Below are 24,771 nucleotides of genomic sequence, written 5' to 3' on the forward strand. Positions count from 1 at the left end.
AGTCAGTGGGCCACGGTCAGGCCGGCGACGACCGCCGTCACGGTTGCGATGTCGTCCTGGTCAGGTTCGGGCCGGCGACCAGGCAGGCGATGCTGCCCAGCACGGCCACCCCGGCCAGCAGCAGCATCGCCGCGCGGGCCGCCCCGATGGTGACGACCTCGCCGATCTGATTGTGCAGCAGGGCACCGACGGCCGCGGCGCCCAGCATCGAACCGATCTGCAACGAGGTGATCAGCACCCCGGACGCGGCGCCGGCCTGCTGCTGTTCGACGTCGGACAACGCGACCACCGCCAGCGGGGTGAACAGGAAAGCGTTGCCGACACCGATGACGCACATCGGGGCGACGAACGCCGTCCACGTCGCACCGTCGCGCATCTCGACCGCGGCCCACGCCATGCCGGCGACGGTGGCCACCGCCCCGACCAGCAGCAGGTAGCGTCCCTGGACCCGGTCGGCGAGTTTGCCGGCCACCGGGTCGAGCAGGGTGGAGAACAGTGACGCCGGCACGATCATCAGCCCGGCGGCCCACGCGTCGAGGCCGAGCACCTGCTGGAAGTACAGCGACAGCACCAGCACCAGGCCGATGACGGTGCCGGAGGTGGTCAGCGAGAAGCCGTTCATCAGCGGGAAGTTGCGCTGCCGGAACAGGGTGAACGGCACCAGCGGCTCCCGGTCCTGGCGGCGGCGCTGCTGCGCGAGGAAGGCCGCCACGCACACCCCGGACACGCCGAGCGTCGCCCAGATACCGGCGTTCCAGCCGTACCGTTCGCCCTGGCTGATGCCGAACGCCAGGCAGAACAACACCGCCGAGGCCAGCACCACACCGGTCACGTCGAGCCGGCGGCGGACGCGTTGCGCGACCTCGGGCAGCACGAGCCGGCCGACCACGAGCATCAGCAACCCGAGCGGTAGGTTCAGCCAGAAGATCCACCGCCAGTCGAGGGTGCTGACCAGCACCCCGCCGGCGGCCGGTCCGCTGATCGCGGCGATCCCGCCGACCGCGCCCCGGATGCCGAACGCCGTGCCCCGGCGGTCCGGTGGGAAGGCCTCCATCAGCAGGGCGAGGGTCTGCGGGGTGAGTAGCGCCGCGCCGAGACCCTGCACCGCGCGGGCAGCGATCAGCTGGCCGGGCCCCTGGGCCAGGCCCGCCGCGACACTGGCGGCGGTGAAGACGGCGACCCCGATCAGGAAGATCCGCCGACGGCCGTAGAGGTCACCGAGCCGGCCGGCAGTGATCAGAGCCATCGCCAGCAGGAAGATGTAGGCGCTCAGCGACCACACCACCTGGTCGGCCGACGCGTCGAGGTCGGCCATGATGCTGGGTACCGCGACGGCGAGCACCGCCACGTCGAGCTGGGTGAGGAAGTACGCCAACGACAGGACGGCCAGCACCGCCCACGGGTTGCCGCGCAGTCTGGTCAACAGCTTCGGCTCGCTCACGGTCGTCATCCGGTCGGCTCCAGCCAGATCATCGGGGGGATCTTGTTGGTGCGGTCCACCCGGCGCAGCCGCGGCACCTGCTCGACGGCGACCGCCGTCGGGTGGTGCCGGGCGACGACGCCCAGATCGTAGAACTGGTGCAGCAGCCGGGTGCGTACCGCCGCCGGGTCGGCGTCCCCGGTGTAGTGCACGGTCACCGCGCTGACCGAGTGGCGTTCACCGGCGGCCCGCCGCAGCAGCAGCTGTGCGTCGCGTACCCCTGGTGCGGCGCGGACGATGTCCAGCACCGTACCGATGCCGACCAGCGCGCCGTGCAGCTTGATCGCGTCGTCGGCGCGGCCCAGCACCCGCAGCGCGTCCGGTCGGCCGCAGACACAGGTCGCCGCCGCGACCCGGTCGCCGAGCCGGTACCTTACGGTCGGCACCGTCCAGCCGTCACCCACTCTGGACAGCAGGGCGCCGGCGTCGTCGAGCTCGAGCACCTGGTCGGGCATCAGGTGTAGCACCGAGGGGTCGCAGGCCGGGGTGTTCGTGGCGATGACGTACGTTTCGACCGAGCCGTAGTTGCCCCATAGCTGGACCTGCGGGAACGCCTTCCGCACGATGGTCGCCTTCTCCTCGGTCCACGGCTCGGCCATCCAGATGATTTTTGCGATCGGGGTGGCCGCGCCCGCGTCGAGTACGCCCCGGGCCAGGTCGGCCAGGGCCGTCGGGGTGCCGGCGACCGCGTTGACGCCGAGCCGACGCAGGGTCGGCAGCCAGCCATCGACCTCCTCGGGGGTGATCGGACCGAACGGTGCCACGTCGGCGCCGCAGCGTCCGGCCAGCTCCTGCATGTAGTAGTGCGACGCCCACAGCCTTCCGGGGGTGAACAGGTTGAGCAGGAGGTCACCGCCGACCAGCGGTCGCCACTGCTGCAGCAGCCGGTCGATGGCCTGGTGGTACGCCACGTAGGTGAGCTTGGGCTGCCCGGTGGTGCCGCCGCTGGACAGCAGCAGTGCACCGGTCCGCCGGGTCACCGCGTGGGAGACGGCGAAGATCTCGTCCGGTCCGGTGACCGGCAGGTCGGCGAGTCCGGCGGCGGCGTCCGGCACGGCCGGGGCACCGGCGGCGGCGTTACGTCGGGCCTGGTCGCGCAGCGCGTCCCAGGGCACCGCGCCGATCATCCCTGCCGCCGACGCGGCTGGTCGTCGCCAGCGGCGTGCCACCGGGCGAATCCGGCCAGGTACGCCTCGAACCGGGCCCGCACGATCGCCCGGGCGGCGGCGTCCTGCTCGGGAATGCCGTTGAACGCGACCGCGCCGTCGAGTTCGATCTCCGACACCCAGTGCCGCTCGCCGTCGAAGAGGAAGTCCAGAGTGAAGTACGGCGTGGGCAGCCGTTCGGCGACGTAGGCGACGGTGTCGGCGAGTTCCGGCGGCAGAGCGGAGTAGCCGCGTTCGTGCCGACCGCCGCTGGCCTTGGTGACGGCCAGGCAGTAGCCGTCCTTGTAGCCGTACAGCACGGTGTGCGCCTGCCCGTCGACGACGTACACCCGCTGTTCGCGTACCACCTTGAGGTAGGGCTGGGCGACCAGCGCGGTGTCCGAGCCACCGGCGAGTCCGATAAGGCCTTTCAGGTCGTGCATGTTGTGCACCACTGAGATGCCCAGGCCCATGCCCCAGTAGGCGGGTTTGACGATCAACGGGAACGGCAGCGCGGCGAGCGCGGCGTCGCTGCGCCCGGCCATCGCCTCCCGGCCGCTGCCCACCCGGACCGTCGGCAGCAGCGGGATCGGACTGCCGGCCAGGTGCACCACGCTGGCCAGCTTGTCCTCGCCGATGTAGGACAGCGCCGGTGGGATCGGCAGGTAGAAGCCGAGCCGTTCCAGAATGGTGAACAGGAACACCTGGTTGCACACGTCCTGGGTCTGGTGCGGCAGGGAGTACAGCGAGGTGACGAAGATGGTGTCGGCCGGGGTGACCGGCGCACCGTTCAGGTAGACCTTGGGCTGGCCCGGGTCGGTCGCGTCGACCGCGACTTCTTCGGGCTTGTTCACCGTGAACTCCAGGCCCAGGTCGGCGGCGATCTCCTGGTACGGCCCCCAGACCGCATCCTGCTCGGCCTGCCGCAGCCAGGCGGTGCCCCGGTCGGGGTAGATCCAGCTCAGGCGCCGCGCCGTACCGGGCGCGGCCGGGTGGTCGGTCAATGCCCTCTCCCTTGCGGTGTGGTGCGGGTTCGCGTCGGCGGGTCCGGGCGGACGACGGTGCCCGGCGGATGATTCAGGTAGCCACCGGGTGGTCGACGAAGGCCGACACGAGGTCCACGAACCGGTCAGGTTCCTCGATGAACGGCAGGTGGCCGCTGCCGGGGAACACCTCCAGCCGGGACGCCGGTATCGCCGAGCGCAGCCACCCGCCGACCTCGCCGGGGTAGACCTGGCTGTGCGCTCCGTGGACGAGCAGCGTCGGTACGCTGATCCGGCGCAGCCGGTCACGCCAGTCCACGGTGAGCGCCTCGGCGAGTAGCGCCCGTACGGCGTCCGGGTCGCACCGGCGGGTCTGGTCGATGAGGTCGGCCAGCGTCGTCGGGTCGGGGTCGGTGCCGGCGGCGAACGAGCCGCGGACCAGTCCGGCGGCGAAGGCGGGGTAGTCGTCGGTCACGCTGGCCAGGACGGCGTCGGCTCCGGCGGCGTCGAGGCTGCCGAAGGCCCCGTACGGCCAGTCGTCGTCGCACAGCAGCCGTGGCGTCTGTTCGACCGACACCAGGGCCCGGATCCGCGCGGCCCCGAACCGCTCCAGGTAGCCGTAGGCCACGGTCGCGCCGAGCGACCAGCCCAGCAGGGTGACGCCGGCCAGGTCGAGCTCTTCGATGGTGGTGTGCAGGTCCTCGGCGGCGCGGGTGAGGCTGGCCGGTCGGTCGGCTGTGGCGTTGTCGCCGTGTCCGGGTAGTTCGACGACCACCACCCGGTGCCGGGTGGCGAGCCGGGCCACCGCGGCGGAGAAGAACTCGGCGGTGGCGGCCAGCCCGGGCACCATGACCAGGGCCGGTCCGTGACCGCCCGTGACCAGCGCCGGTCCGTGACCGCGGTCCAGGTGCCGGGTCATCGGCTGCCTCCGACCAGTCCGAGTCGCGTGCGGAGCAACGGTTTGTCGATTTTGCCGACCGGGGTACGGGGCATCGCGGCGACGGCGTGCGCCGAACCGGTCAGCCCGTGCCCGGAGAGCAGTTCCTCGACGGCCTTGACGGCCTCGTCGCCGGAGTGCCCGTCGGCGGCGACGACCGCCACGGCGACCGCGTCGCGGTAGTCGCCGGGGTGCACGGCCAGACTGACGGCCTGCGCCACCGCCTCGGCCGTGGCGAGTTGCTCGTCGAGCACCGGTGCCAGCATCGGCCCGTCCCGGGTGGCCAGCGTCTCGGACACCCGGCCCAGGATTCGGTAGCCGCCCTGCGGGGTGCGTTCGGCCACGTCCCCGGTCCAGAACTCGGGCGTGCGGAAGGTACGGGCGTTTGCCTGTGGCGCGTCGACGTACCCTTCGCTGGTGCAGTCCGAATAGAGCACCAGCTCCCCGACGTCGGGGTGACCGGGCACGAAGGTTTCCAGCCGGGTGCCGACGCCACGGACCGGGACCATGGCGGTGTCGGTCTGCGGTACGTCGTCCATGTTGCCCAGCGCCAGGCCGAACTCGGTCGAGCCGTAGATTTGCCGGATGTGTATGCCGAGTACGTCGGCGGCGTCCCGGACGATCGTCGGGCTGAGATAGGCACCACCGCACAGCGGGCGGCGCAGCGCCGACAGCGGGAACCGGCCCTGGTGCCGGGCGGCGGCGACCAGATCGGCGTAGTGCTGCGGCAGGGCGCTGGTCACGGTCGCCTGGTGGGCGGCCAGTTGGGCCAGCAGCGTGCCGTCCGGTGCGTGCGGGTCGGCGAGCACCAGTTGTGCGCCGGACAGCAGCGCCGCGAACACGTGCAGGTCGGTGGCGTGTGCCACGTCGAGGGTGTGGCGGCAGAAGAAGACGTCGTCGGGGCGGATCCCGGTGTCGGCCAGCCAGCGGCGTCGTTCGGTGACGAAGCGGTCCTGCCGCCAGGCCATCATCTTCGGGAAGCCGGTCGAGCCAGAGGTCCACAGTAGTCGGAAGACGGTAGCCGCTGCGGCGGTGGAGTCTGCGGTGTTGCCCGCGGTGGGCTCCGGCCAGGGTGTCGCGGCGGTCAGTGTGTCGAGGTCGACCGTGGCCGGTCCGTCGGCAGGGATCCGGCGGTGTCCGTCGGTGACCAGCAGTGCGGGACGGGCCCGGTCGAGAGCCGTCCGTACCCCGGCGTCGTCGAAGTTCGCCATCAGCGGTACGTAGCGGGCACCGAGCCGAGCCACCGCCAGGATCAGGCAGACGTAGCCGATGCCGTTGCGCAGCACCACGGCGACGGTGTCGCCGGCCGCCACGCCGCGGGTGGCGAGTCCGGCGGCGACCCGGTCGGTCATCTCGACGAGCTCGCGGTATGTCACGGCCGCGTCGTCGGTGGTGCACACCGCCACGGCGTCGGGTCGACGGCCGGCCATGTCACGGACGGCCTGGTAGAGCCCGGCAGCGGTCACGGCGCCAGCCATCCGGCGTAGGTGGCGAACCGCCAGTCCTTGGCCAGGCAGTCCACGGTGTCGAAGCCGGCGTCGCGCAGCCAGCCGAGTTGGGTTTCGACATCGATGCAGATGTCGTGCTTCATCCGTTCGCGGCCTGCCGCCCATTCGTCGGCGGGTGTTCCGGCGGCGTGTACGTGGCTTTCGTGTTGCCGGTCGTACATTTCCTCCAGTCGCGGCGCGGGCGCGAGGACCTGCTCGACGTTGACGAAGATCCCACCCGACCGCAGAATGGCGGGAAGGCGACCGAACAGCGCTTGTTTATCGTGGTGCTCGAGGTGGTGGATCGCCAGGCCGGAAACGACTGCGTCGTACGGTCCTGTCGGCAACGGATCCATCAGTCCCTGAACCGCGAAACTGGCTCGGCCGTCGCCGTCAAACCGTTGTCTGGCCTGCGCGAGCATCCGTTCCGAATGGTCGATGAGAGTGATGGTCGCATCCGGGATGCGGGCGAGTAGGGCGGCGCTGAGTAGCCCGGTTCCCGCGCCCAGGTCCAGGATCTGTGGCCGGCTCGGCACCGACATCTGCACGGCACTGGATGCGCTGCCGTACAACAGGTCGAACGACGGGATGAGTTGGCGCCGCAGCGCATCGTAGGTGGCTGGATTCCACAGCTCGAAAGACACGATGATCCCCCGTGGTTCACCAGGCGGCGCTTTTGTGGCGCTGGCGTCGGATGCTGGGCAAACTGTGGTTTGCTGAGCCGGCACATTGTCAGATGCTGATTCCGGTGGTGTCCGCATCTGCGTGAGGTGTCCGCATCTGCGTGCCGTCATCTGCTATTCAGAAGGTATCAAGGAGTGGCAGGGCAATGAAGAGAGCTGTCGATATCGAGGTGTGATGCTGGTCACATGGTCGATCATTCTGTCCGTTATTGACAAACTGTCGATCGTGTCAGGAATTGGCGTTTGTCAGGCTCTTTGGGCCACGATCAGGTCCCGGACGATCGCCTGGTCGACCCGGTGGGCGAAGCTGCCGTACCCCGGACCGTCGGCCACTTCCAGGCCCGCCTTGACCAGCAGCGCGGCCAGGTCGTCGCGGGCGGCGACCAGGGTGTTCCAGGAGATGCCGAGCGCCCCACCGGGGCGCAGCAGCGCCACCCAACCCGGCAGCGCCTCAGCCAGCAGACCCAGCGGATCGCGGGTCAACCGGTCCGCCTGACCGCGGGTGCCGTGCTGCACCCCGTACGGCGCGTCGGTGACGATGGCGTCGAAGCTGCCGGCCCGGAACACCTCCCGGCTGCGGCGGGTGTCGGCGTGCACCATCGTCAGGTCGACGGTCCGCCCGGCCCGGTGGTCGTCCTTGCTGGCCGCCAGGGTGACCGCCAGCCGCCGGCCCAGCACGGCCCGGTTGCGCCGCACCAGTGCGATCTCGGCCGAGTGCTTGAGCCGCTTGTGCTTCAACCAGGTACGGATGAAGTTGGCGTACACCTCGAAGTCCTTGCCGTCGATCTCCACCCCGGCGGCGTGCCAGCCGTACATCATCGCCTGGTTGAGCGTGGTGCCCCGGCCGCACATCGGATCGAGGACCCGCAGCGGCGGCGAGTCCGGGCCGAGCGGCCCGGCCGCCGCCCCGGCGGCAACGGCGGTCCCGCCGGTGCCGATGGTCCCAGCCGTGCCGACCCGGTCAGCGGTGGCCAGCACGGTCACGTTCAGCAGCAGCTTGGTGAACTGCTCGTTGGTCTTGCCGGCGTACTTCGGGATGGTGATCAGATCGCTGTCGAAACGGTCCCGGCCGGTCACCTCCAGTGGCCGCAGCAGGTCGCCGTCGCGGGCGAAGAACGCGTACCTGGCGGACAGGTTCGCCAGTACCGACAGGTCCCGGTCGGTCAGGTCGACGCCGGTGAAGGTGACGTACGGCAGCCCGCCGATCGTGGTGACCGCGACGTCGTCCACCCGGCCGCCGAGTGCCCGGTCGGCGAAGACACCCAGCTCGGCGGCGGCCAGCCCGACCGCCGACTCGGCGTACACCCGGTTCGCCGACGGGTGGATCAGCAGGGCGTACGAGGTCATCGGTGGTCCGTTCGGGTCGGTGGCCGCGCCGTCACGGCGCGGTGGGACCCACGAGTGTTACCACACCGGCGGCCTGCGTAAGGTCACCGGCATGGCACGGCAGCGGGGGAGGCGTCTGCCGCTGGCGGACCGCCCCCTCACCGAACCGCATCCGGCGCGGCTGCCAGCCGACCACCCGCACCGGGCGGCGGTGCTGGCCGCACACGCGGCGGCGCTCGACGCCGACCAGGCCGGCTACCTTGACCCGGACACTGGGCTGTTCGTGCTGACCGCGGCGTTCCTGGCCCGTCGGGGCACCTGCTGTGACCAGGGTTGCCGGCACTGCCCGTATCTGCGGTGATGCCGAGGATCTCCTACGCGGCGCGGCCGGCGCGGGTGGCGGGCTTTCGCGGCGGCGGCGGAAGCCGTACGGTGTGCGACGAACAATCCGCCTTTTTCGACCGGCCTGACCGTGGGAGGTCACTGTGGGCGTTCGGCTGCGTCTGTCCGGCGCCGGGCTGATCCTGCTGCTGCTCGCCGCCGGGTGCTCCGGCCGAGCGGTGGCCACCGAGAACCCCGCCCCGGACGACCCGGCCCAGGCCAGTCCGTCGCCGAGCCCGGTCGAGCCGTACCCGGAGGTGCCCCGTCCGCCGGCCGCCGAGTCCGGCGGGGCATGCACGGTGCTCGACTTCGACGCGGTCGAGCAGACCGTCGGGTTCCGGTTCGAGGTGGCGGCGGCCAACAAGCACGACAAGACGCAGTCGTGTGTGCTGCGGCCGGCCGAGGAGCCGCTGCCCGACCTGATGGTCTCCATCTCGGACACCAAGGCGAGCGCGTCGGTCTTCGCCGACGACGTCGCCCCGGTCGGTGCCAAGGAGATCAAGGATCTCGGCAAGGCCGCCTACTGGATCCCGGTCAAGCCGGACCCGGACACCGGGTACGGGGCGGCACTGGAGGTCAACTGGATCACCGGGGACCCGAAGCTGATCAGCCTGCGCTGGACGTTCGCTCCCGGTGACGACGAACTGTCCGCCGTGGAGCTGGCGCCCAAGATGGTCGAGCTGGCCCGGGTGGTGCACGACAACCGCAAGAAGTGACCGGCCGCAGGACGAAGTGACCGGCCGGGGGTGCGTGGCGCACCGCCGGCCGGTTGGTGCTCAGGCGGCCGCGGGTTGGTGCTCAGGCCGCGGGTTGGTGCTCAGGCGGCCGCGCCGGCCAGTGTCCGTCCGTGGTCGGCGGCCGCGACGAACACCCGGGACGCGACCTCGCGCGGCAGGTGGATCTTGTCGCCGGACCGGTCGATGGTCACCCCGTCGCGTTCCTGCGCCACGGTGACCGTCGCCCCCGGATCCACCCCGGCGGCGTGCAACTGGCGCAGCACGTCGGCGTTGGTCTGCACGCTCTCGCAGATCCGCCGGACCACGACCGTGCCGGTCAGGCCGGGGAACGCCAGGTTTCGCTCGGTGTCCGGGCTGATGTCCGGATTCGCCAGCTCCGTCGGGCCGTCACCCAGCGCGTCCAGGCCGGGGATCGGGTTGCCGTACGGCGACCGGGTCGGCCGGTTGAGCAGGTCGTAGACCTTCTTCTCGACCGCGTCGCTCATCACGTGCTCCCAACGGCAGGCCTCCTCGTGGGCCTCCTCGTAGGGCATGCCGATGACGTTGACCAGTAGCAGCTCGGCGAGCCGGTGCTTGCGCATCACCGAGACCGCCTGGGCCCGGCCCAGCTCGGTGAGTCGCAGGTTACGGTCGTCCTCGATGGTGAGCAGCCCGTCGCGCTCCATCCGGGCGACCGTCTGGCTGACGGTGGGGCCGCTCTGGTGCAGCCGCTCGGCGATCCTGGCACGCAGCGGCGGCACCGACTCTTCCTCGAGCTCAAGTATGGTGCGCAGATACATCTCTGTGGTATCGACAAGATCATTCACGGTCAGCTGCCCTCCAGCGTTCAATCCTACCTTGCAGCGCCGATAACCAGCCGGAACGGACGATCGGCAGGGGACAGGTGCAGCCCCGCATGGTGTTGACTGGGATGGTGTTCGATACCGCAGACCCTACCGTCGCCGTCACCGGGCTCGCCGCCGCGCTGGCCGGTGGGCGCCCGCCGACCCTGCTGGACGTGCGCTGGCGGCTCGTCGGCCCGCCGGGCCGTGACGACTACGTCGCCGCCCACCTGCCCGGCGCGGTCTTCGTCGACCTGGACGCCGAGCTGTGCGGCCCACCGGGCACCGGTGGCCGGCACCCGCTGCCCGACCCGGAGACGCTGCAGCGGGCGCTGCGCCGGGCCGGGGTACGCACCGGGCACCCGGTCGTCGTCTACGACGGTGGCGACGGTCTCGCCGCCGCCCGCGCCTGGTGGACGCTGCGCTGGGCCGGGCACCGGCCGACCTGGGCGCTCGACGGCGGCTACCCCGCCTGGCTGGCGGCGGCCGGCCAGCCGGTCACCGCCGACGTGCCGGTACCGCCGCCCGGCGACGTCACGGTACGCCCGGGAGGTCTGCCGGTGCTCGACGCGGACGCCGCCGGCCGGCTGCCCCGGCAGGGCGGGCTGCTGATCGATGTCCGCGCCGACGCCCGGTACCGGGGCGAGCACGAGCCGGTCGACCCGGTGGCCGGGCACATCCCCGGCGCCGTGAATCTGCCGACCACGCTGCACCTCGACGACGCCGGGCTGCTGCACGACGCCGGCACGCTGCGGGACCGTTTCACCGGTGCCGGGCTGCGGCCGCAGGCCCCGGTCGCGGCGTACTGCGGGTCGGGGGTGACCGCCGCGCACACGGTGCTCGCCCTGCACCGCGTCGGCCGCACCGACGCGGCGCTGTACCCGGGATCGTGGAGCGAGTGGATCACCGACCCGGCCCGACCGGTCGCCACCGGGCCAGAGCCCGGCTGACCCGCGGCCGCTACCGGCCGGGCTGTCCATCAGGCCCAGGGCGGCCGGGTGCGTGCGACGATGGCCAGATGTCGGACGGGACGAGTCAGATGCCGGACGGGACGAGTCAGCAACCGGCGGTGGGCGGTACCGACGCGACGCTGGTGGTCTGGGACGAGCGCCTGCTGGCGTACGACCTCGGTGACCACCCGCTGGACCCGGTACGGGTCGAGCTGACCATCGCGTTGGCCCGCGAGTACGGCCTGCTGGACCGCCCCGGGGTGCGGCTGCTCGCCCCGGAGCCGGCCGACGACGTGGCGCTCACCCGGGTGCACCGGGCCGACTACCTCGACGCCGTCCGGGTCGCCCACGACGACCCGTTTTTCTCTGGGTACGGCCTCGGCACCCCGGACAATCCGACGTTCGCCGGGATGCACGACGCCAGCGCGTTGGTGGCCGGCGCCACGATGGCCGCTGCCGAGGCGGTCTGGCGCGGCGACGTACGGCGGGCGGTCAACGTCTCCGGAGGGCTGCACCACGCGATGCCCGGCCGGGCCGCCGGGTTCTGCGTGTACAACGACCCGGCGGTGGCCATCGCCCGGCTGCTCGACCTCGGTGCCGAACGGATCGCGTACGTCGACATCGACGTGCACCACGGCGACGGGGTGCAGGAGATGTTCTACGACGACCCGCGGGTGCTCACCGTCAGCCTGCACGAGACGCCGCTGTCGCTGTTCCCCGGCACCGGTTTCCCCGACGAGGTGGGTGGCCCCGGCGCGCAGGGCAGCGCGGTGAACGTCGCGTTGCCGTCCGGCACCGCCGACCGGGGCTGGCTGCGCGCGTTCCACGCCGTGGTGCCGTCGCTGCTGCGGGCCTTCCAGCCGCAGCTGCTCGTCACCCAGTGCGGGGCGGACGCGCACCGGCTCGACCCGCTGGCCGACCTGGGGCTCAGCGTCGACGGCCAGCGGGCCGCGTACCTGGCGCTGCGGGCCCTCGCCGACGAGCACTGCGGCGGCCGCTGGGTCGCCACCGGTGGTGGCGGGTACGCCCTGGTCGAGGTGGTGCCCCGGGCCTGGACCCATCTGCTGGCGATCGCCACCGGCGCGCCGATCGACCCGGCCACGCTGACTCCACCCCGGTGGCGAAAGCTGGCCGCCGCCCGCTGTCCCGGCCGGCAGGTCCCGCTGCGGATGACCGACGAGGCCGACCTGGACTTCCAGCCGTGGCAGCCGGCCGGTGACCCGGACTCGATCGACCGGGCGATCATGGCGACCCGCCGGGCGGTCTTCCCACTGCACGGACTCGATCCGCACGACCCCCGGGACTGACCATGGACCGATCGGCTGACGTGCTGCTGCGCGACGGCACCACCGTCCACCTGCGGCAGATCCGCCCGGACGACGGCGACGCGATCGTCGCGATGCACGCCCGGTTCTCCGACCGCACCCGCTACCTGCGGTACTTCTCCCCGTACCCGCGGATCCCCGACCGCGACCTGGCGCGCTTCGTCAACGTCGACCACCACGACCGGGAGGCGTTCGTGGTGGTCTCCGGTGACCGGATCTTCGCGGTCGGCCGCTACGACCGGATGGGTCCGGGCTCGCCCGAAGCCGAGGTCGCGTTCGTCGTCGAGGACGCCCATCAGGGCCGGGGCGTCGGCTCGGTGCTGCTGGAGCACCTTGCCGCCGCAGCCCGATCCGAAGGCGTCACCTCCTTCGTCGCCGAGGTGCTGCCGGTCAACGCGCCGATGCTGCGGGTCTTCGCCGACGCCGGTTTCCAGGTCCGCCGCCGGTACGCCGACGGTGTGGTCCACCTGAGCTTCCCGATCGCCCCGACGGAGGCGTCCCTGCAGGTGCAGTGGAGCCGCGAACACAGCGCCGAGGCCCGGTCGATCGCCCGGCTGCTGACCCCCCGGGGGGTCGCCGTCTACGGTGCCAGCGCCACCGGCCAGGGGGTCGGCGCGGCGGTCCTCGGTCACCTGCGCGACGGCGGGTTCACCGGGGACGTGGTCCCGGTGCATCCGGCGGTCGACCGCATCGGCGGGCTGCCCGCGTACCGTCGGGCGGCCGACGCCGGCCACCCGGTCGACCTGGCGGTCGTCGCGGTGGCGCCGGACGCGGTGCCGGCCGTGGTCGCCGACGCCGCCGCGGCCGGTGCCCACGGCGTCGTGGTCATCTCGGCCGGGTTCGCCGAGTCCGGCCCGGCCGGCGCCGCCGCCCAGCGGGAACTGATCCGTACCGCACACGTGGCCGGGCTGCGGGTGGTCGGCCCGAACTGTCTCGGTGTGGCCAACACCGACCAGCGGATCCGGCTCAACGCGACGCTGGCGCCGCAGCTTCCGCCGGCTGGCCGGGTCGGCTTCTTCAGCCAGTCCGGTGCGCTCGGCGTGGCGCTGCTCGCCGAGGCGGACCGGCGTGGGCTCGGGTTGTCGACGTTCGTGTCGGCCGGCAACCGGGCCGACGTCTCCGGCAACGACCTGCTGCAGTACTGGCAGGACGACCCCGGCACCGACGTGATCCTGCTGTACCTGGAGACGTTCGGCAATCCCCGCAAGTTCGCCCGGCTGACCCGCCGGATCGGGCGCACCAAACCGGTGGTGGCGTTGGCCTCCGGCGCCGGCTCGACGGCACCCGTCGAGCAGGGCCCGGACGCCGCAGCGGTGACCCGGCTGTTCGCCCGGTCCGGGGTGATCCGGGTCGACACGGTCGCGGAGATGTTCGACGTCGGCACCCTGCTGGCCAACCAGCCGCTGCCGGTGGGCCGGCGGGTGGCCGTGGTCGGCAACTCGTCGGCGTTGACCACGCTGGCCGCGGCGGCCTGCCGGGCGCAGCGGCTCACCGTGGCGGCCGACTACCCGCGTACCGTCGCGCCCGAAGCCGGCGCGCACGAGTTCGCCGACGCGCTCGCCGACGCCGCCGTCGATGCCGCCGTGGACGCCCTGGTGGTGGTGTTCGCGCCGCCGCTGCCCAACCAGTTGGCGGACGAGGACGCCGACTTCACCTCGGCGTTGGCCAGCGTCGCACTCGCCGGTGACAAGCCGACGGTCGCGACGCTGCTGGTCGGCCAGCCGCCGGCCGGGGTGCCCACCTACCCGTCGGTGGAGGAGTCGGTCCGGGCGCTGGCCCGGGTCGCCGACTACGCCGACTGGCTGCGCGAGCCACCCGGTACGGTGCCGGACCCGGCCGGGATCGATCCGGCTGCGGCCGGTGCCGCGCTGACCGTCGACCCGGTCGACCCGGTCGGGCTGCTCGCCGGGTACGGCATCGAGGTGGTCGACTCGATCCCGGCCGCCTCGGTCGACCAGGCGGTGGCCGCCGCGCGGCGGCTCGGCCTGCCGGTCGTGCTCAAGGCCGCGGCGGACGGGCTGCGACACCGGTTGGACCTCGGCGCGGTACGGCTGGACCTGGCCACCGTGGACGCGGTGCAACGGGCGTACCGCGACGTCACGACCCAGTTCGGCGCGCAGGTGCTGATCCAACGGATGGTGCCGCCCGGCGTCGCCTGCGTGGTCGAGTCGACCACCGACCCGACCTTCGGCCCGGTGGTCGGTTTCGGGCTTGGCGGCGTGGCGACCGATCTGCTGGGTGACCGGGCCTGGCGGGCCGCGCCGCTGACCGACCGGGACGCGGCCGGGCTGGTCGACGAACCCCGGGCGGCGCCGCTGCTGTCCGGCTACCGGGGAGCCGGCCCGGTGGACCGGGCCGCCCTGGTCGATCTGCTGCTGCGGGTGGGGCGGCTCGCCGACGAGCAGCCGCAGGTCCACCGGTTACGGCTCAACCCGGTCCTGGCCCGACCGGGCGGGCTGACGGTGCTGCACGCCAGCGTCGTGATCGGGTCGCCGGACGCCCGTCCGGACACCGGCCCGCGCCGGCTCTGACCGTACCGGCCCGCGCCCGGCCGCCGACCGCCCTGACGTCGCGCGGCCGGTCGGAGCAGGAGCTCCGACCGGCCGCCGCCCCCGATGGACCGGCTGTCCCCCTGGTCAGCCGGCGTACGTCTCCAGCCGCTGCGCCCGCGACGGGTGCCGCAGCTTGAGCAGCGTGACCTTCTCGATCTGCCGGATCCGCTCCCGGGACAGGCCGAACTCCCGGCCCACCTCGTCGAGGGTGCGCTGCCGGCCGTCGTCCAGCCCGAACCGCAGCCGGATCACCGCCTGCTCCCGCTGGGACAGGGTGGACAGGACAATCTCCACCTCGTTGCGCAGCTTGCCCTCGGACGCGGACTCCCCGCCCTGCTCGCGCGGGTCGACGGCGGCGACGAAATCGCCGAGGGCGCTCTCGCCGTCCTCGCCGACGGTCTGGTCCAGGCTGACCGGCTCCCGGTCGTAGGAGATGAGCTCGATCACCTGGAACTCGGGCACCGACATGGCGGCGGCGATCTCGCCGATCGTCGGCTCCCGCCCCAGCGTCGCCGACAGGTCACGACGGGCCCGTACCATCCGGTTGACCTGCTCGACCATGTGTACCGGGATCCGGATGGTGCGGGCCTGGTCGGCCATGGCACGGGTGATGGCCTGGCGGATCCACCAGGTCGCGTAGGTGGAGAACTTGTAGCCCTTGGCGTAGTCGAACTTCTCGACGGCGCGGATCAGGCCGAGGTTGCCCTCCTGGATCAGGTCGAGGAAGGCCATCCCCCGACCGGTGTACCGCTTCGCGATGCTGACCACCAGCCGCAGGTTCGCCTCCAGCAGGTGGTCCTTGGCGGCGCGGCCCTCGGCGGCGACGACGCCCAGGTCGGCGCGCAGCTGCGCGGACAGCCGGCCGGGCCCGGCGAGCTTCTCCTCGGCGAACAGCCCGGCCTCGATCCGCTTGGCCAGCAGCACCTCCTGCACGGCGGTGAGCAGCTTGGTGCGTCCGATCCCGTTCAAGTATGCGCGGACCAGATCGGCCGAAGCGCCGCGGTCGTCGGTGGCGTCAAGGTCGTGCTGACCGTCGGTGGTGACCTGGACGGTGGTGTCGATGTCGTCTTCGATGGTACGTGTGACCACTCTCAGTCGCCTCCCCGCGTCGACAAGTGGTGAGCCAGCAGCGGACTGCCGCTGGTGACAACCAGCTTGCCGGGTAGGGCGTGAAGTCACGGTTAGCCGGGGACCAGGTGGCATGAATTCGGGACCTGACCGTTGCCGTACACCGGCTGGCGGTTGCTGACAGTGACGTCACAGTTCCAGAAGGATGGTCTGCGGTCCGATGTTGACGCTCTCCACCTGCATGTGCGCCCGGAACCGTCCGGTGCGTACTGTCGCGCCCCGCGCGGCCAGTGCCTCGACCACCGCCGTCACCAGTGGCTCGGCCAGCTCCGCCGGGGCGGCGGCGGACCAGCTCGGCCGTCGCCCCCGGCGCGCGTCGCCATACAAGGTGAACTGGCTGACCACCAGGACCGGCGCGGCCAGCTGCGCGGCGGAACGCTCGGCGGAGCCCTCACCGTGCGGATCAGGCGGGAAGATCCGCAGCTCGTAGATCTTGCGGGCCAGCTCGGCGGCGGTCGTGACCGTGTCGGTGTGGGTCACCCCGAGCAGCACCAGCAGACCGGGGCCGATCGCCGAGACCACTTCGCCGTCGACCGTCACCGAGGCCCGACCGACCGTCTGCACCACCGCCCGCACACCGGCCAGCCTGCCACACCGGCCACCCGGCTGGTCGCGTCGGCCGGCTGGTCGCGTCGGCCGGCCGATTACACCGCCGCCGGTCACTCCGGCAACAGGATGCCGCGTTCGACCAGCCGGGCCAGGACCGGCACGGCGGCCTCGGCAAGCTCGTGCTCGGGCACGTCGTGCGCGAGCGCCAGCAGCGACAACTGCTCGCGCATCGGCAACCGACCGGTGCACCCGCCGACCACCGCCAGCACCAGCGGATCGATCTCCTCGGTCCAGCGCAGCCCACCGGTCAACGTGACGGTCTGCCGGTCGACCGCCCAGCCGTCGTCCCCGATGCCGGCCTCCTGCTGCAGTCGCAGCCCGTCGGCGGCCCGGTAGCGGGCGTCGAGCAGACCGGCGGCGTCGCGGGCGCGCAGCCAGTCCTGCCGGGCGAACCACTCGTCGACCCGGTCGCCCAGCGGCGGTGCCACCTGCTGGCGCAGCTCCTCGACCCGGACCACCGGGTCTGCGTGTCCGCTACGGCGCAGGGTGACCAGACCGAAGCCGACCGCCTCGACCTTCTGCGCGTCGAACCAGTCGAGCCAGGCGGCCGCCCGGTGTGCGTCCGGGCCCTCGCTGGCGTCGGCCAGCCACAGATTGACGTAGGAGACCGGGTCGGCGACCTCCCGCTGGATCACCCAGCCGTCCAGCCCGGAACCGGCCAGCCAGCCCGCGACCCGTTCGGTCCAGTCCTCCCCGGCGACGTGCATCCAGTTCGCCAGGTAGTGCATGGTGCCGCCGTCGGCGAGCAGATCCGGGGCGGCGGCGGCGAGTTCGGCACAGACTCCGTCGCCGATCCGGCCAGAGTCGCGGTACGTGTGGGTGGCGGTGCCCGGCCCGACCACGAACGGCGGGTTGCTGACCACGAGGTCGAACCGGCGACCGGCGACCGGCGCGGTCAGGTCACCGTGCAGCAGCTCCCACCGTTGGCCGTTGAGCGCGGCGGTGGTGGCGGCGAACCGCAGCGCCCGGGCCGACAGGTCGGTCGCGGTGACGCTGTCGGCGTGGCCGGCCAGGTGCAGCGCCTGTACGCCGCAGCCGGTGCCGAGATCCAGCGCCGCGCCGACCGGCCGCCGGTGCACCGCACCGGCCAGGGTGGTCGACGAGCCACCGATGCCGAGGACATGATCGGCGGCGAGCGGGTGGCCCGCCCGCAGGTGCGACGGCACGTCCGAGATCACCCACCAGGCGTCACCGTACGGCTCCAGGTCGACGCCCTGCCGCAGCCCGGGTCCGTCCGGTGACTGCTCCACCAGTCCGGCGGCGAGCGCGTCGGCAAGCGGCAGCGGCGCCAGCGCGGCGGCGACGGTGTCGGCCGGCTCGGTCTGGGCGCAGACGAACAGGCGGATCAGGGTGGCGAGCGGATCACCGTCGGCGGTGCGTCGTAGCGCTTCCCGGTGGTCGTTGCGGGCCACGGCGGAGGTGGCCTGTGGCCCCAGCCGCTCGGCGATCCCGGTGGAGGTGAACCGGGCCGCGGTGAGCGCGGTTCGCAACTGGTCGATCCCGGCCGCGTGGAGCAGCGCGGGATAATCGGTCATGTCGTCGGTCACGTTGCCATCCTGCCCGGTCGCCTGACTAATCCTGGCCCATCCTGCCCGGCGGGGCGGGTCGTCGCCGGACGATCTGCTCCGATCGGGCAGGATACGCGGATGAGCCTTTCGCTGCCCATCGACGCGGACGCCAACGAGTTGCTGCGGCGCAGCCCGCTGGCGCTGGTCGTCGCGATGGTCCTGGATCAGCAGGTGCCGCTGGAGCGCGCCTTCTCCGCGCCTTACGACCTGGGTCTGCGGCTGGGGCACCAGCCGGACGCCCGCGAACTCGCCGAGTACGACCCTGAGGAGCTGATCGCGGTCTTCGCACAGCGGCCAGCGCTGCACCGGTTCCCGAAGGCGATGGCCGCACGGGTGCAGCAGGTCTGCCGGATCGTCGTCGACCGGTACGACAACGACCCGGCCCGGATCTGGACCGACGCCCCGGACGGGGCGACCGCGTTGGCCCGGATCAGCGAGCTGCCCGGCTTCGGCAAGCAGAAGGCGCAGATTTTCCTGGCGCTGCTCGGCAAGCGGTTCGGCGTACAGCCGGCGGGCTGGCGGGAAGCGGCCGGCGAGTTCGGCCGGGACGGGGCGCACGTCTCGGTGGCCGACATCGTCGACGAGGACTCCCTGGTCCGGGTCCGGGAACACAAGCAGCAGATGAAGGCGGCGGCGAAGGCGGCCAAGGGCTGACCGACCGGCCACCGCCGGTCACGTCCGTCGGCTGGTGGGTCGGTCACATCTGCGGCTGGGCGTTCGGCGACCTGCGCCGGCAGGTGCGACGATTGGCGGTACGCGACAGGAGGAGGCACGGTGCGACGGACCGCTGGGCAACCCACCGTGATCACCGACGCCGAACCGAGCCCGGGAGACCAACTGCGCGGCCGGCAACGTCGGTACGTGCTGATGATGTCGATCCGGGGCATCTGTCTGATCGTCGGCGCGGTCCTGGTGACCAGCGAGGCGCCGCTGCTCTGGCTCTGGCTGCCGATCTGCGCGGTCGGCATGATCCTGGTGCCGTGGCTGGCCGTGCTGCTCGCCAACGACCGGCCGCCGAAGGACCGGCACCGGATGCGCAACCAGCGGCGCCAACCCACTCCACGGGGCGGCCCGGCGCAGGTCGGCGCGGTGCCGACCACGCCGTCACCGGCCCGCGTCATCGACGTCGAGCCCTGACCCGACGCGGCGAACCGGCCGGGCACCGACCACCCCCACCGCGGTCGCGCCCGCCCGCCCACCGGCGGCCAGCGCGGTCACCGGGTCATCGCCGGTGAGCCAGGCGGCGAGTAGCCCTGCGGCGAAGGCGTCACCGGCGCCGGTCGGGTCGACCACCGGCACGGTCGTCGCCACCGCCTCCGACACGACCACCGCCGCCTCCGATACCGCCGTCGACGGCTCGTGCCAGACGGCTCCACCGGAGCCCCGCTTGACCACCAGCCGCCGGACCGGCGCCGGTTCCGGCAGCCCGTCGGCCAGCCCCAGCGCCGTGGCCTCGTCGAGGTTGGCCAGCAGCAGGTCGGTCCCGCGTACCCAGTCGAGGAACCTCGCCGGTCCGGCGGCCAGCAGCGGAGCCGCCGACGCCGCGTCGACGCTGGTCGACATGCCGCGCGACCGGGCGGCGACCAGCGCGTGCCGGCCCGCCTCCCGGCTGCCCGGGTGCAGCAGCGGGTAGCCGGACAGGTGCAGGTGTGTCGCGTCGGGAAACAGCGACACGGCGGCGTCGACGTCACCGGCCCGCAGCGACAGGTTGGCACCCCGGTCGGCGACCATCGAGCGCTGCTCACCGTGGGCGAGCACGATCACCGTGCCGGTCGCCGTGTCCGGACAGCGCCGTACCGCGAGGTCGACCCCGGCCGCGGCCAGCTCGGCCAGCCGGATGTCCCCGAGGGCGTCGTCGCCGGCCGCCGCCACCAACGTCACCGGTACGCCGTGCGCGGCCAGCCAGGCCGCGGTGTTGGCGGCCTGGCCGCCGCCGGTGAACCGGATCCCGCCCGCCGTGTCCGAACCGGCCGCCAACGGAGCGGTGAGCACGGCCACCACGTCGGTGACCAGGTCGCCGACGACCAGGACCCGGCCGGGGCGCGGCCGACTGAGGGCCATCGCGTCGCCGGTCAGCCTGCGGCCGGTCACCCCGCCGTGCCGGTCGGCTCTGCGGCACCGGCGAACTCCGCCGCGTGGGCGGCCTCCGCCTCCGCCGCCGCCACGGCGATCCGCCCGGCGAGGTCGGCGTTGCGCAGGATGATCCGGATGTTCACCGCCAGGCTGGCACCCGCGGTGGCCGAGTGGAAGTGCGCCAGTAGGAACGGGGTGACCTCTTTGCCGGTGACGCCTGCCTCGGCCATCCGGGCCAGCCCGGTGGCCAGGGTGGTGTCGTGCAGGCCCGGATCCAGTTGCTCCTGCGGCGGCAGCGGATGCGCCACCACCAGCGCGCCCCCGCCGAAGCCGTGCCGACGCCGGGCCCGGATCACCTCGGCGACGTGCTCCGGCGAGTCGAGCGACCAGTGCAGGTCGTGGCCGCTGTCGGTGACGAAGAAGCCGGGGAACCGCCGGCTGCGGTAGCCGGCGACCGCCACACCGAGGGTCTCCAGCCGCTCCAGGGTGGCCGCCACGTCCAGGATCGACTTCACCCCGGCGCAGACCACGGTGATCGGCGTACCGGCCAGGGTGACCAGGTCAGCCGACTCGTCGAAGGTCTGCGCCGCCTCCCGGTGCACCCCGCCGAGCCCGCCGGTGGCGAACACGCCGATCCCGGCCGCCGCCGCGACCACACTGGTGGCGGCGACCGTCGTCGCCCCGTCCACGCCGCTCGCCGCGGCCAGCGCCAGGTCCCGGGCGGAGAGCTTGGCGACGGTGTCGGAGCCGGCCAGCCGGGTGAGCTCGGCGTCGTCCAGCCCGACCACCAGCCGCCCGCCGAGCATGCCGATGGTCGCCGGCACCGCGCCGGTGGCCCGTACCGCGGCCTCGATCTCGCGGGCGACCCGCAGATTGTCGGGTCGCGGCAGGCCGTGTGCGATGATGGTGCTTTCCAGGGCGACGATGGCCCGTCCGTCCCGGCGGGCGTCGGCCACCTCGGCGCCGTACTGGATGTCGTAGTGCAACGGCCCGGTGCGGCCTGCGGATTCTGCCATGATCACCACGGTACGGGGCGGGGGTCGTGCCGGACGTTGGACCCGTACGCCACAAACTGCCAGACTCTCAGCCTGGAGGTGGGAGACGACGTGACTACCGAGGTTCTTGAGCGTCCCGAGGTCAAGGATGCCGACGCCGACAACGGCCCGGAGATGTTCCACTACGTCCGCAAGGACAAGATCGCCGAGAGCGCCGTCATGGGCACCTTCGTGATCGCACTGTGCGGCGAGCGTTTCCCGGTGACCCGTACGCCGAAACCCGGATCACCCGTCTGTCCCCGGTGCAAGGAGATCTACGAGTCGATGACCGGCTGAGCCGGACTCCGATCGGCCTTCGCGTCCACCGGCCGCGAGGGCCTTTTCGTGGCCGTCGACCGCACTCCGGTCACGGCCGCCGGACGAGCGGGTAGACGGTTCCGTGATCGCCGGCTGGTCCGGGTCCGATCACGGGGGAAAGGGGTTCGCGTGCCGACCACCATGCCGACGGTCGACACGTTCCCGGCGCTGCGCGGTTGGCAGCGCCGGGCACTGGTGGAGTATCTGCGCCGGCGCAGCGAGGACTTCCTCGCCGTCGCCACGCCGGGTGCCGGTAAGACCACGTTCGCGCTGCGGATCGCGGCCGAGTTGCTGGCCGACGGCACCGTCGAGGCGGTCACCGTGGTCGCACCGACCGAGCACCTGAAGACCCAGTGGGCGGCGGCGGCCGGCCGGGTCGGCATCCAGCTCGACGCCGCGTTCCGCAACGCCGACCTGCACTCGGCCGCCGATTTTCACGGCGCGGTGGTCACCTATGCCCAGGTCGGGATGGCTCCCCAGGTGCATCGGCGGCGCACGATGACCCGGCGGACGCTGGTCATCCTCGACGAGATCCACCACGCGGGTGATTCCCGGTCCTGGGGCGACGGGATCAAGGCCGCGTTCGAGCCGGCGGTCCGCCGGCTGATGCTCACCGGTACGCCGTTCCGCTCGGACGACAACCCGATCCCGTTCGTGCGTTACGAAGCGGGCGGCGACGGCCTGCCGAGGTCCCGGGCGGACAGCATCTACGGCTACTCCGACGCGTTGCGCGACGGGGTGGTCCGGCCGGTACTGTTCCTGGCCTATTCGGGGGAGACCCGGTGGCGGACCAGCGCCGGGGACGAGCTCGCCGCCCGGCTGGGCGAGCCGATGACCCAGGACCTCGTCGCCCAGGCTTGGCGGACCGCCTTGGATCCGGCCGGCGACTGGATGCCGGCGGTGCTGCGCGCGGCCGACGCCCGGCTCACCTTCCTGCGCGACGGTGGCATGTCCGACGCCGGCGGTCTGGTCATCGCCAGCGATCAGGCGGCGGCCCGCTCGTACGCCCGGCTGCTGGAGCGGCTCACCGGGGAGAAGGCCGCGGTGGTGCTCTCCGACGACGCCGGCGCGTCGGCCCGGATCGCCGCGTTCGCCCGGTCCGAGCAGCGCTGGATGGTGGCGGTCCGGATGGTCTCCGAAGGGGTGGACATCCCCCGGCTGGCCGTCGGGGTCTATGCGACCAGCGCCTCGACGCCGCTGTACTTCGCCCAGGCGATCGGCCGGTTCGTCCGGGCCCGCCGGCCGGGGGAGTCGGCGACGGTGTTCCTGCCCAGCGTCCCGCACCTGCTCGGGCTGGCCAGCGAGATGGAGGCCGAGCGGGACCATGTGATCGGGGCGGCCAAGAAGCGGGAGGGCTTCGACGACGACCTGCTGGAGCGCGCCCAGCGCAACGAGCAGGCCAGCGGGGAGCTGGAGAAGCGGTTCGAGGCGCTGTCCGCCACCGCCGAGCTGGACCAGGTGATCTTCGACGGCGCCTCGTTCGGCACCGGCGCCCAGGCCGGCACCGCCGAGGAGGAGGAGTACCTCGGCCTGCCCGGCCTGCTCACCCCCGATCAGGTCACGGTGCTGCTGAACCGTAGGCAGGCCGAGCAGATCGCCGCGCAGCGGCGGGCCCGGTCGACGGATCAACCGGTACCCGCCGCCCGGCCGGCGGAACGTGCACCGACGGCCGGGGAGCGGCGGATCACCCTGCGCCGTCAGCTGAACGCCCTGGTCGCCGCGCACCACCACCGCACCGGACTGCCGCACGGCAAGATCCACGCCGAGTTGCGGCGGCGGTGCGGCGGCCCGCCGAGTGCGCAGGCCACCATCGAGCAGCTGGAGGAGCGGATCGCGACGGTGCAGACGCTGTGATCCGGGCAGGTGCCGGTCAGCCGGTCGCCAGCAGGTGGTCCAGCTTCTCGTACCCCTCGCGGACGCCGTGCTCCATCCCGCTGGCCAGCATCTGGTCGCGGGCGACCAGGTTTTCGACCAGCGACAGTACGGTGACCCGAGTGCCGCCATCGGGCAGGTCCTCGAAGGTGGCGGTGTCCAGGCTGACCCCGTCAGGCACCCCGTCGTAGGTGAAGGTCTGCACCAGCCGCTCGTCGGGGCGTACCTCGTGGAAGGAACCGTAGAATCCGGCGATCTGTTCGCCGTCGCGCCAGTTCGTGTAGCGGTAGCTGCCGCCGGTGCGGCCGTCCCAGTGTTCGATCCGCAGCTCCAGGTCCTTCGGGCCGAGCCACTGGGTGACCAGGTCGGGGTCGATCCAGGCGCGGAACACCCGGGCCCGGGGCGCGGCGAAGTCGCGGACGATCTGGATCGAGGGCAGGTCGGGGTGCGCCTCGATACGGGTACGGGTGGTCGGGTCGCCGGTCGTGGTCGTGGCTTTCACGCTGCTCCTTGCTGTTTTGGGTCGATTCCGTGGGTGCTTTGACGGTCGGTGGTCGGCTGGTCGTCGTCCAGCGCCGCCAGAACGGCGTCCAGCCGGCTGAACCGCTCCTCCGCCCGTTGGCGGTACCGGTCGAGCCACCGGGACATCAGGTCGAAGACCTCGGCTTCCAGGTGGCAGGGCCGCCGCTGGGCGTCCCGGCTGCGACTGACCAGGCCGGCGTCCTCAAGCACCTTGATGTGCCGGGAGACCGCCTGCACCGAGATGTCGTAGGGCGCGGCCAGTTGATTGACGGTGGCGTCGCCGTCGGTCAGCCGGGTGACGATGTCCCGGCGGGTCGGGTCGGCCAGCGCCGCGAACACCAGCGACAACCGGTCCTCGCTCACCCGGCACCTCCCTCTTGTTCAACGTTCTGGTTGAACAAGAGGTTATGCTGATCCCGGGCAGCTTCGCAACAAATTGGTTGAATAAGCAGCTGGCGCAGGCAAAAAGAAGGGCTGGGCCCCACCGTCCGGTGGGGCCCAGCCATCGCTGTCCAGTGGTCTCGTCGTGTCAGTTGGCCATCAGATCGGCGCCACGCCAAGTGAACTCAGGGTCGGCCTTGAACTGCACCGCGATCTTGACGAGATCGTCGGCGTACTTGTTGGCGTGGTGTCCGCAGAACACCAGCTCGCTGCCGCCCGCCAAAGTCACCCGTAGTTTGCCGGCCGCGTTGCACCGGTCGCACCGTTCATCGGCGCCTACTGCATCCACCGTCTCCGGAGGCGTGAGAGTCGGGGTCATCGCCTTCCTCCTCTGGTCGTCACCGATGAACACACTCTTCGGTCTGTCACCCATCGTCCAACACCGGCGGGGGTCCCCGC

Annotated in this window: 25 protein-coding genes; 9 read left to right on the plus strand and 16 right to left on the minus strand. The window is 72.4% G+C overall.

Annotated elements, in window-relative coordinates:
• Nucleotides 1-37 precede the first annotated feature (37 nt).
• From O7553_RS07220 to O7553_RS07250, 7 genes are all read right to left on the minus strand, one after another.
• Nucleotides 38-1,450, minus strand: a complete 1,413-nt coding sequence (locus O7553_RS07220) for a DHA2 family efflux MFS transporter permease subunit (RefSeq protein ID WP_281554055.1) — start codon at nt 1,448-1,450, stop codon at nt 38-40.
• A complete protein-coding gene (locus tag O7553_RS07225) occupies nt 1,447-2,649 on the minus strand; it encodes an AMP-binding protein (protein ID WP_281554056.1) in 1,203 nt (400 codons plus the stop codon). Before O7553_RS07225 ends, O7553_RS07220 begins: the two co-directional genes overlap by 4 nt.
• Entirely contained in the window at nt 2,604-3,629 is a 1,026-nt protein-coding gene (locus O7553_RS07230) for a hypothetical protein (RefSeq protein WP_281554057.1), read from the minus strand. The genes O7553_RS07225 and O7553_RS07230 overlap by 46 nt, the downstream gene beginning before the upstream one ends.
• A gap of 73 nt (nt 3,630-3,702) precedes the next feature.
• The gene (locus O7553_RS07235) at nt 3,703-4,527 is read right to left on the minus strand and encodes an alpha/beta hydrolase (protein ID WP_281554058.1); all 825 of its coding nucleotides are present in this window, start codon (nt 4,525-4,527) and stop codon (nt 3,703-3,705) included.
• Nucleotides 4,524-6,023 (minus strand): AMP-binding protein, encoded by a 1,500-nt coding sequence (locus O7553_RS07240; RefSeq protein WP_281554059.1) that lies wholly within the window; start codon nt 6,021-6,023, stop codon nt 4,524-4,526. Before O7553_RS07240 ends, O7553_RS07235 begins: the two co-directional genes overlap by 4 nt.
• Nucleotides 6,008-6,676, minus strand: a complete 669-nt coding sequence (locus tag O7553_RS07245; protein ID WP_281554060.1) for a class I SAM-dependent methyltransferase — start codon at nt 6,674-6,676, stop codon at nt 6,008-6,010. The genes O7553_RS07240 and O7553_RS07245 overlap by 16 nt, the downstream gene beginning before the upstream one ends.
• A 285-nt stretch (nt 6,677-6,961) precedes the next feature.
• On the minus strand, nt 6,962-8,062 hold the full coding sequence (locus O7553_RS07250) for an SAM-dependent methyltransferase (RefSeq protein WP_281554061.1): 1,101 nt from the start codon (nt 8,060-8,062) through the stop codon (nt 6,962-6,964).
• Nucleotides 8,063-8,153: 91 nt separating this feature from the next.
• Here O7553_RS07250 and O7553_RS07255 point away from each other — a divergent pair, with 91 nt between their 5' ends.
• Nucleotides 8,154-8,402: a DUF5522 domain-containing protein gene (locus O7553_RS07255; RefSeq protein ID WP_281554062.1), complete on the plus strand. Its 249-nt coding sequence runs from the start codon at nt 8,154-8,156 to the stop codon at nt 8,400-8,402.
• 124 nt (nt 8,403-8,526) lie between these two features.
• Nucleotides 8,527-9,138: a hypothetical protein gene (locus tag O7553_RS07260; RefSeq protein ID WP_281554063.1), complete on the plus strand. Its 612-nt coding sequence runs from the start codon at nt 8,527-8,529 to the stop codon at nt 9,136-9,138.
• Nucleotides 9,139-9,239: 101 nt separating this feature from the next.
• Here the strand turns inward: O7553_RS07260 and O7553_RS07265 are convergent, their stop codons facing one another.
• On the minus strand, nt 9,240-9,971 hold the full coding sequence (locus O7553_RS07265; protein WP_281555514.1) for a metal-dependent transcriptional regulator: 732 nt from the start codon (nt 9,969-9,971) through the stop codon (nt 9,240-9,242).
• 83 nt (nt 9,972-10,054) lie between these two features.
• On the opposite strand from O7553_RS07265, the gene O7553_RS07270 reads away from it, so the two are divergent.
• The 3 genes from O7553_RS07270 to O7553_RS07280 all read left to right on the plus strand — a co-directional run bounded on the left by O7553_RS07270 (nt 10,055) and on the right by O7553_RS07280 (nt 14,786).
• Entirely contained in the window at nt 10,055-10,930 is an 876-nt protein-coding gene (locus tag O7553_RS07270) for a sulfurtransferase (RefSeq protein WP_281554064.1), read from the plus strand.
• Nucleotides 10,931-11,019: 89 nt separating this feature from the next.
• A complete protein-coding gene (locus tag O7553_RS07275; RefSeq protein ID WP_281555515.1) occupies nt 11,020-12,237 on the plus strand; it encodes an acetoin utilization protein AcuC in 1,218 nt (405 codons plus the stop codon).
• 2 nt (nt 12,238-12,239) lie between these two features.
• Nucleotides 12,240-14,786 carry a bifunctional GNAT family N-acetyltransferase/acetate--CoA ligase family protein gene (locus O7553_RS07280; RefSeq protein WP_281554065.1) on the plus strand — a complete coding sequence of 849 codons (2,547 nt, stop codon included), beginning with the start codon at nt 12,240-12,242 and terminating at the stop codon, nt 14,784-14,786.
• A 105-nt stretch (nt 14,787-14,891) separates the two neighbouring features.
• On the opposite strand, the gene sigB is transcribed toward O7553_RS07280, so the two are convergent.
• The 3 genes from sigB to O7553_RS07295 form a co-directional block, all read right to left on the minus strand.
• The gene (gene sigB / locus O7553_RS07285; RefSeq protein WP_281555516.1) at nt 14,892-15,869 is read right to left on the minus strand and encodes an RNA polymerase sigma factor SigB; all 978 of its coding nucleotides are present in this window, start codon (nt 15,867-15,869) and stop codon (nt 14,892-14,894) included.
• A 195-nt stretch (nt 15,870-16,064) separates the two neighbouring features.
• Nucleotides 16,065-16,511, minus strand: a complete 447-nt coding sequence (dtd, locus tag O7553_RS07290) for a D-aminoacyl-tRNA deacylase (RefSeq protein ID WP_281554066.1) — start codon at nt 16,509-16,511, stop codon at nt 16,065-16,067.
• A gap of 83 nt (nt 16,512-16,594) precedes the next feature.
• Nucleotides 16,595-18,079 (minus strand): methyltransferase, encoded by a 1,485-nt coding sequence (locus tag O7553_RS07295; protein ID WP_281555517.1) that lies wholly within the window; start codon nt 18,077-18,079, stop codon nt 16,595-16,597.
• Between the two features lie 111 nt (nt 18,080-18,190).
• On the opposite strand from O7553_RS07295, the gene O7553_RS07300 reads away from it, so the two are divergent.
• Nucleotides 18,191-18,766 (plus strand): HhH-GPD-type base excision DNA repair protein, encoded by a 576-nt coding sequence (locus O7553_RS07300; RefSeq protein ID WP_281554067.1) that lies wholly within the window; start codon nt 18,191-18,193, stop codon nt 18,764-18,766.
• Between the two features lie 120 nt (nt 18,767-18,886).
• Nucleotides 18,887-19,249, plus strand: coding sequence for a DUF3099 domain-containing protein (locus O7553_RS07305; RefSeq protein ID WP_281554068.1), 363 nt, complete (start codon nt 18,887-18,889; stop codon nt 19,247-19,249).
• Here O7553_RS07305 and O7553_RS07310 read toward each other — a convergent pair.
• Together O7553_RS07310 and O7553_RS07315 are read right to left on the minus strand one after the other, a co-directional pair.
• Nucleotides 19,217-20,173 (minus strand): PfkB family carbohydrate kinase, encoded by a 957-nt coding sequence (locus O7553_RS07310; protein ID WP_281555518.1) that lies wholly within the window; start codon nt 20,171-20,173, stop codon nt 19,217-19,219. The two genes, O7553_RS07305 and O7553_RS07310, sit on opposite strands and share 33 nt — an antisense overlap.
• A gap of 26 nt (nt 20,174-20,199) precedes the next feature.
• The gene (locus O7553_RS07315) at nt 20,200-21,201 is read right to left on the minus strand and encodes a pseudouridine-5'-phosphate glycosidase (protein ID WP_281554069.1); all 1,002 of its coding nucleotides are present in this window, start codon (nt 21,199-21,201) and stop codon (nt 20,200-20,202) included.
• 90 nt (nt 21,202-21,291) lie between these two features.
• Between O7553_RS07315 and O7553_RS07320 the strand changes: the two genes are divergently transcribed.
• Both O7553_RS07320 and O7553_RS07325 read left to right on the plus strand, forming a co-directional pair.
• Nucleotides 21,292-21,516 carry a DUF3039 domain-containing protein gene (locus O7553_RS07320; protein WP_123600724.1) on the plus strand — a complete coding sequence of 75 codons (225 nt, stop codon included), beginning with the start codon at nt 21,292-21,294 and terminating at the stop codon, nt 21,514-21,516.
• Nucleotides 21,517-21,678: 162 nt separating this feature from the next.
• Nucleotides 21,679-23,391, plus strand: a complete 1,713-nt coding sequence (locus O7553_RS07325) for a DEAD/DEAH box helicase family protein (RefSeq protein ID WP_281555519.1) — start codon at nt 21,679-21,681, stop codon at nt 23,389-23,391.
• A gap of 16 nt (nt 23,392-23,407) precedes the next feature.
• Here O7553_RS07325 and O7553_RS07330 read toward each other — a convergent pair whose 3' ends face one another.
• From O7553_RS07330 to O7553_RS07340, 3 genes are all read right to left on the minus strand, one after another.
• Complete coding sequence (locus tag O7553_RS07330) at nt 23,408-23,911, minus strand: SRPBCC family protein (RefSeq protein ID WP_281554070.1); 504 nt, start codon at nt 23,909-23,911, stop codon at nt 23,408-23,410.
• Nucleotides 23,908-24,294 carry a metalloregulator ArsR/SmtB family transcription factor gene (locus O7553_RS07335; protein WP_281554071.1) on the minus strand — a complete coding sequence of 129 codons (387 nt, stop codon included), beginning with the start codon at nt 24,292-24,294 and terminating at the stop codon, nt 23,908-23,910. Before O7553_RS07335 ends, O7553_RS07330 begins: the two co-directional genes overlap by 4 nt.
• A gap of 166 nt (nt 24,295-24,460) precedes the next feature.
• Nucleotides 24,461-24,691, minus strand: coding sequence for a hypothetical protein (locus O7553_RS07340; protein ID WP_281554072.1), 231 nt, complete (start codon nt 24,689-24,691; stop codon nt 24,461-24,463).
• Nucleotides 24,692-24,771 lie beyond the last annotated feature (80 nt).

The sequence above is a fragment of the Solwaraspora sp. WMMA2059 genome, from assembly GCF_027497315.1.
Classification (GTDB): Bacteria; Actinomycetota; Actinomycetes; order Mycobacteriales; family Micromonosporaceae; genus Micromonospora_E.

Bases quoted from the DNA above. Each gene is read 5' to 3' on its own strand.
- O7553_RS07220 (WP_281554055.1), bottom strand. From the start codon at position 1,450: ATGACGACCGTGAGCGAGCCGAAGCTGTTGACCAGACTGCGCGGCAAC.
- O7553_RS07235 (WP_281554058.1), bottom strand. From the start codon at position 4,527: ATGACCCGGCACCTGGACCGCGGTCACGGACCGGCGCTGGTCACGGGC.
- O7553_RS07240 (WP_281554059.1), bottom strand. From the start codon at position 6,023: ATGGCTGGCGCCGTGACCGCTGCCGGGCTCTACCAGGCCGTCCGTGAC.
- O7553_RS07250 (WP_281554061.1), bottom strand. From the start codon at position 8,062: ATGACCTCGTACGCCCTGCTGATCCACCCGTCGGCGAACCGGGTGTAC.
- O7553_RS07255 (WP_281554062.1), top strand. From the start codon at position 8,154: ATGGCACGGCAGCGGGGGAGGCGTCTGCCGCTGGCGGACCGCCCCCTC.
- O7553_RS07270 (WP_281554064.1), top strand. From the start codon at position 10,055: ATGGTGTTGACTGGGATGGTGTTCGATACCGCAGACCCTACCGTCGCC.
- O7553_RS07275 (WP_281555515.1), top strand. From the start codon at position 11,020: ATGCCGGACGGGACGAGTCAGCAACCGGCGGTGGGCGGTACCGACGCG.
- O7553_RS07280 (WP_281554065.1), top strand. From the start codon at position 12,240: ATGGACCGATCGGCTGACGTGCTGCTGCGCGACGGCACCACCGTCCAC.
- O7553_RS07295 (WP_281555517.1), bottom strand. From the start codon at position 18,079: ATGACCGATTATCCCGCGCTGCTCCACGCGGCCGGGATCGACCAGTTG.
- O7553_RS07300 (WP_281554067.1), top strand. From the start codon at position 18,191: ATGAGCCTTTCGCTGCCCATCGACGCGGACGCCAACGAGTTGCTGCGG.
- O7553_RS07310 (WP_281555518.1), bottom strand. From the start codon at position 20,173: ATGGCCCTCAGTCGGCCGCGCCCCGGCCGGGTCCTGGTCGTCGGCGAC.
- O7553_RS07315 (WP_281554069.1), bottom strand. From the start codon at position 21,201: ATGGCAGAATCCGCAGGCCGCACCGGGCCGTTGCACTACGACATCCAG.
- O7553_RS07325 (WP_281555519.1), top strand. From the start codon at position 21,679: ATGCCGACGGTCGACACGTTCCCGGCGCTGCGCGGTTGGCAGCGCCGG.
- O7553_RS07340 (WP_281554072.1), bottom strand. From the start codon at position 24,691: ATGACCCCGACTCTCACGCCTCCGGAGACGGTGGATGCAGTAGGCGCC.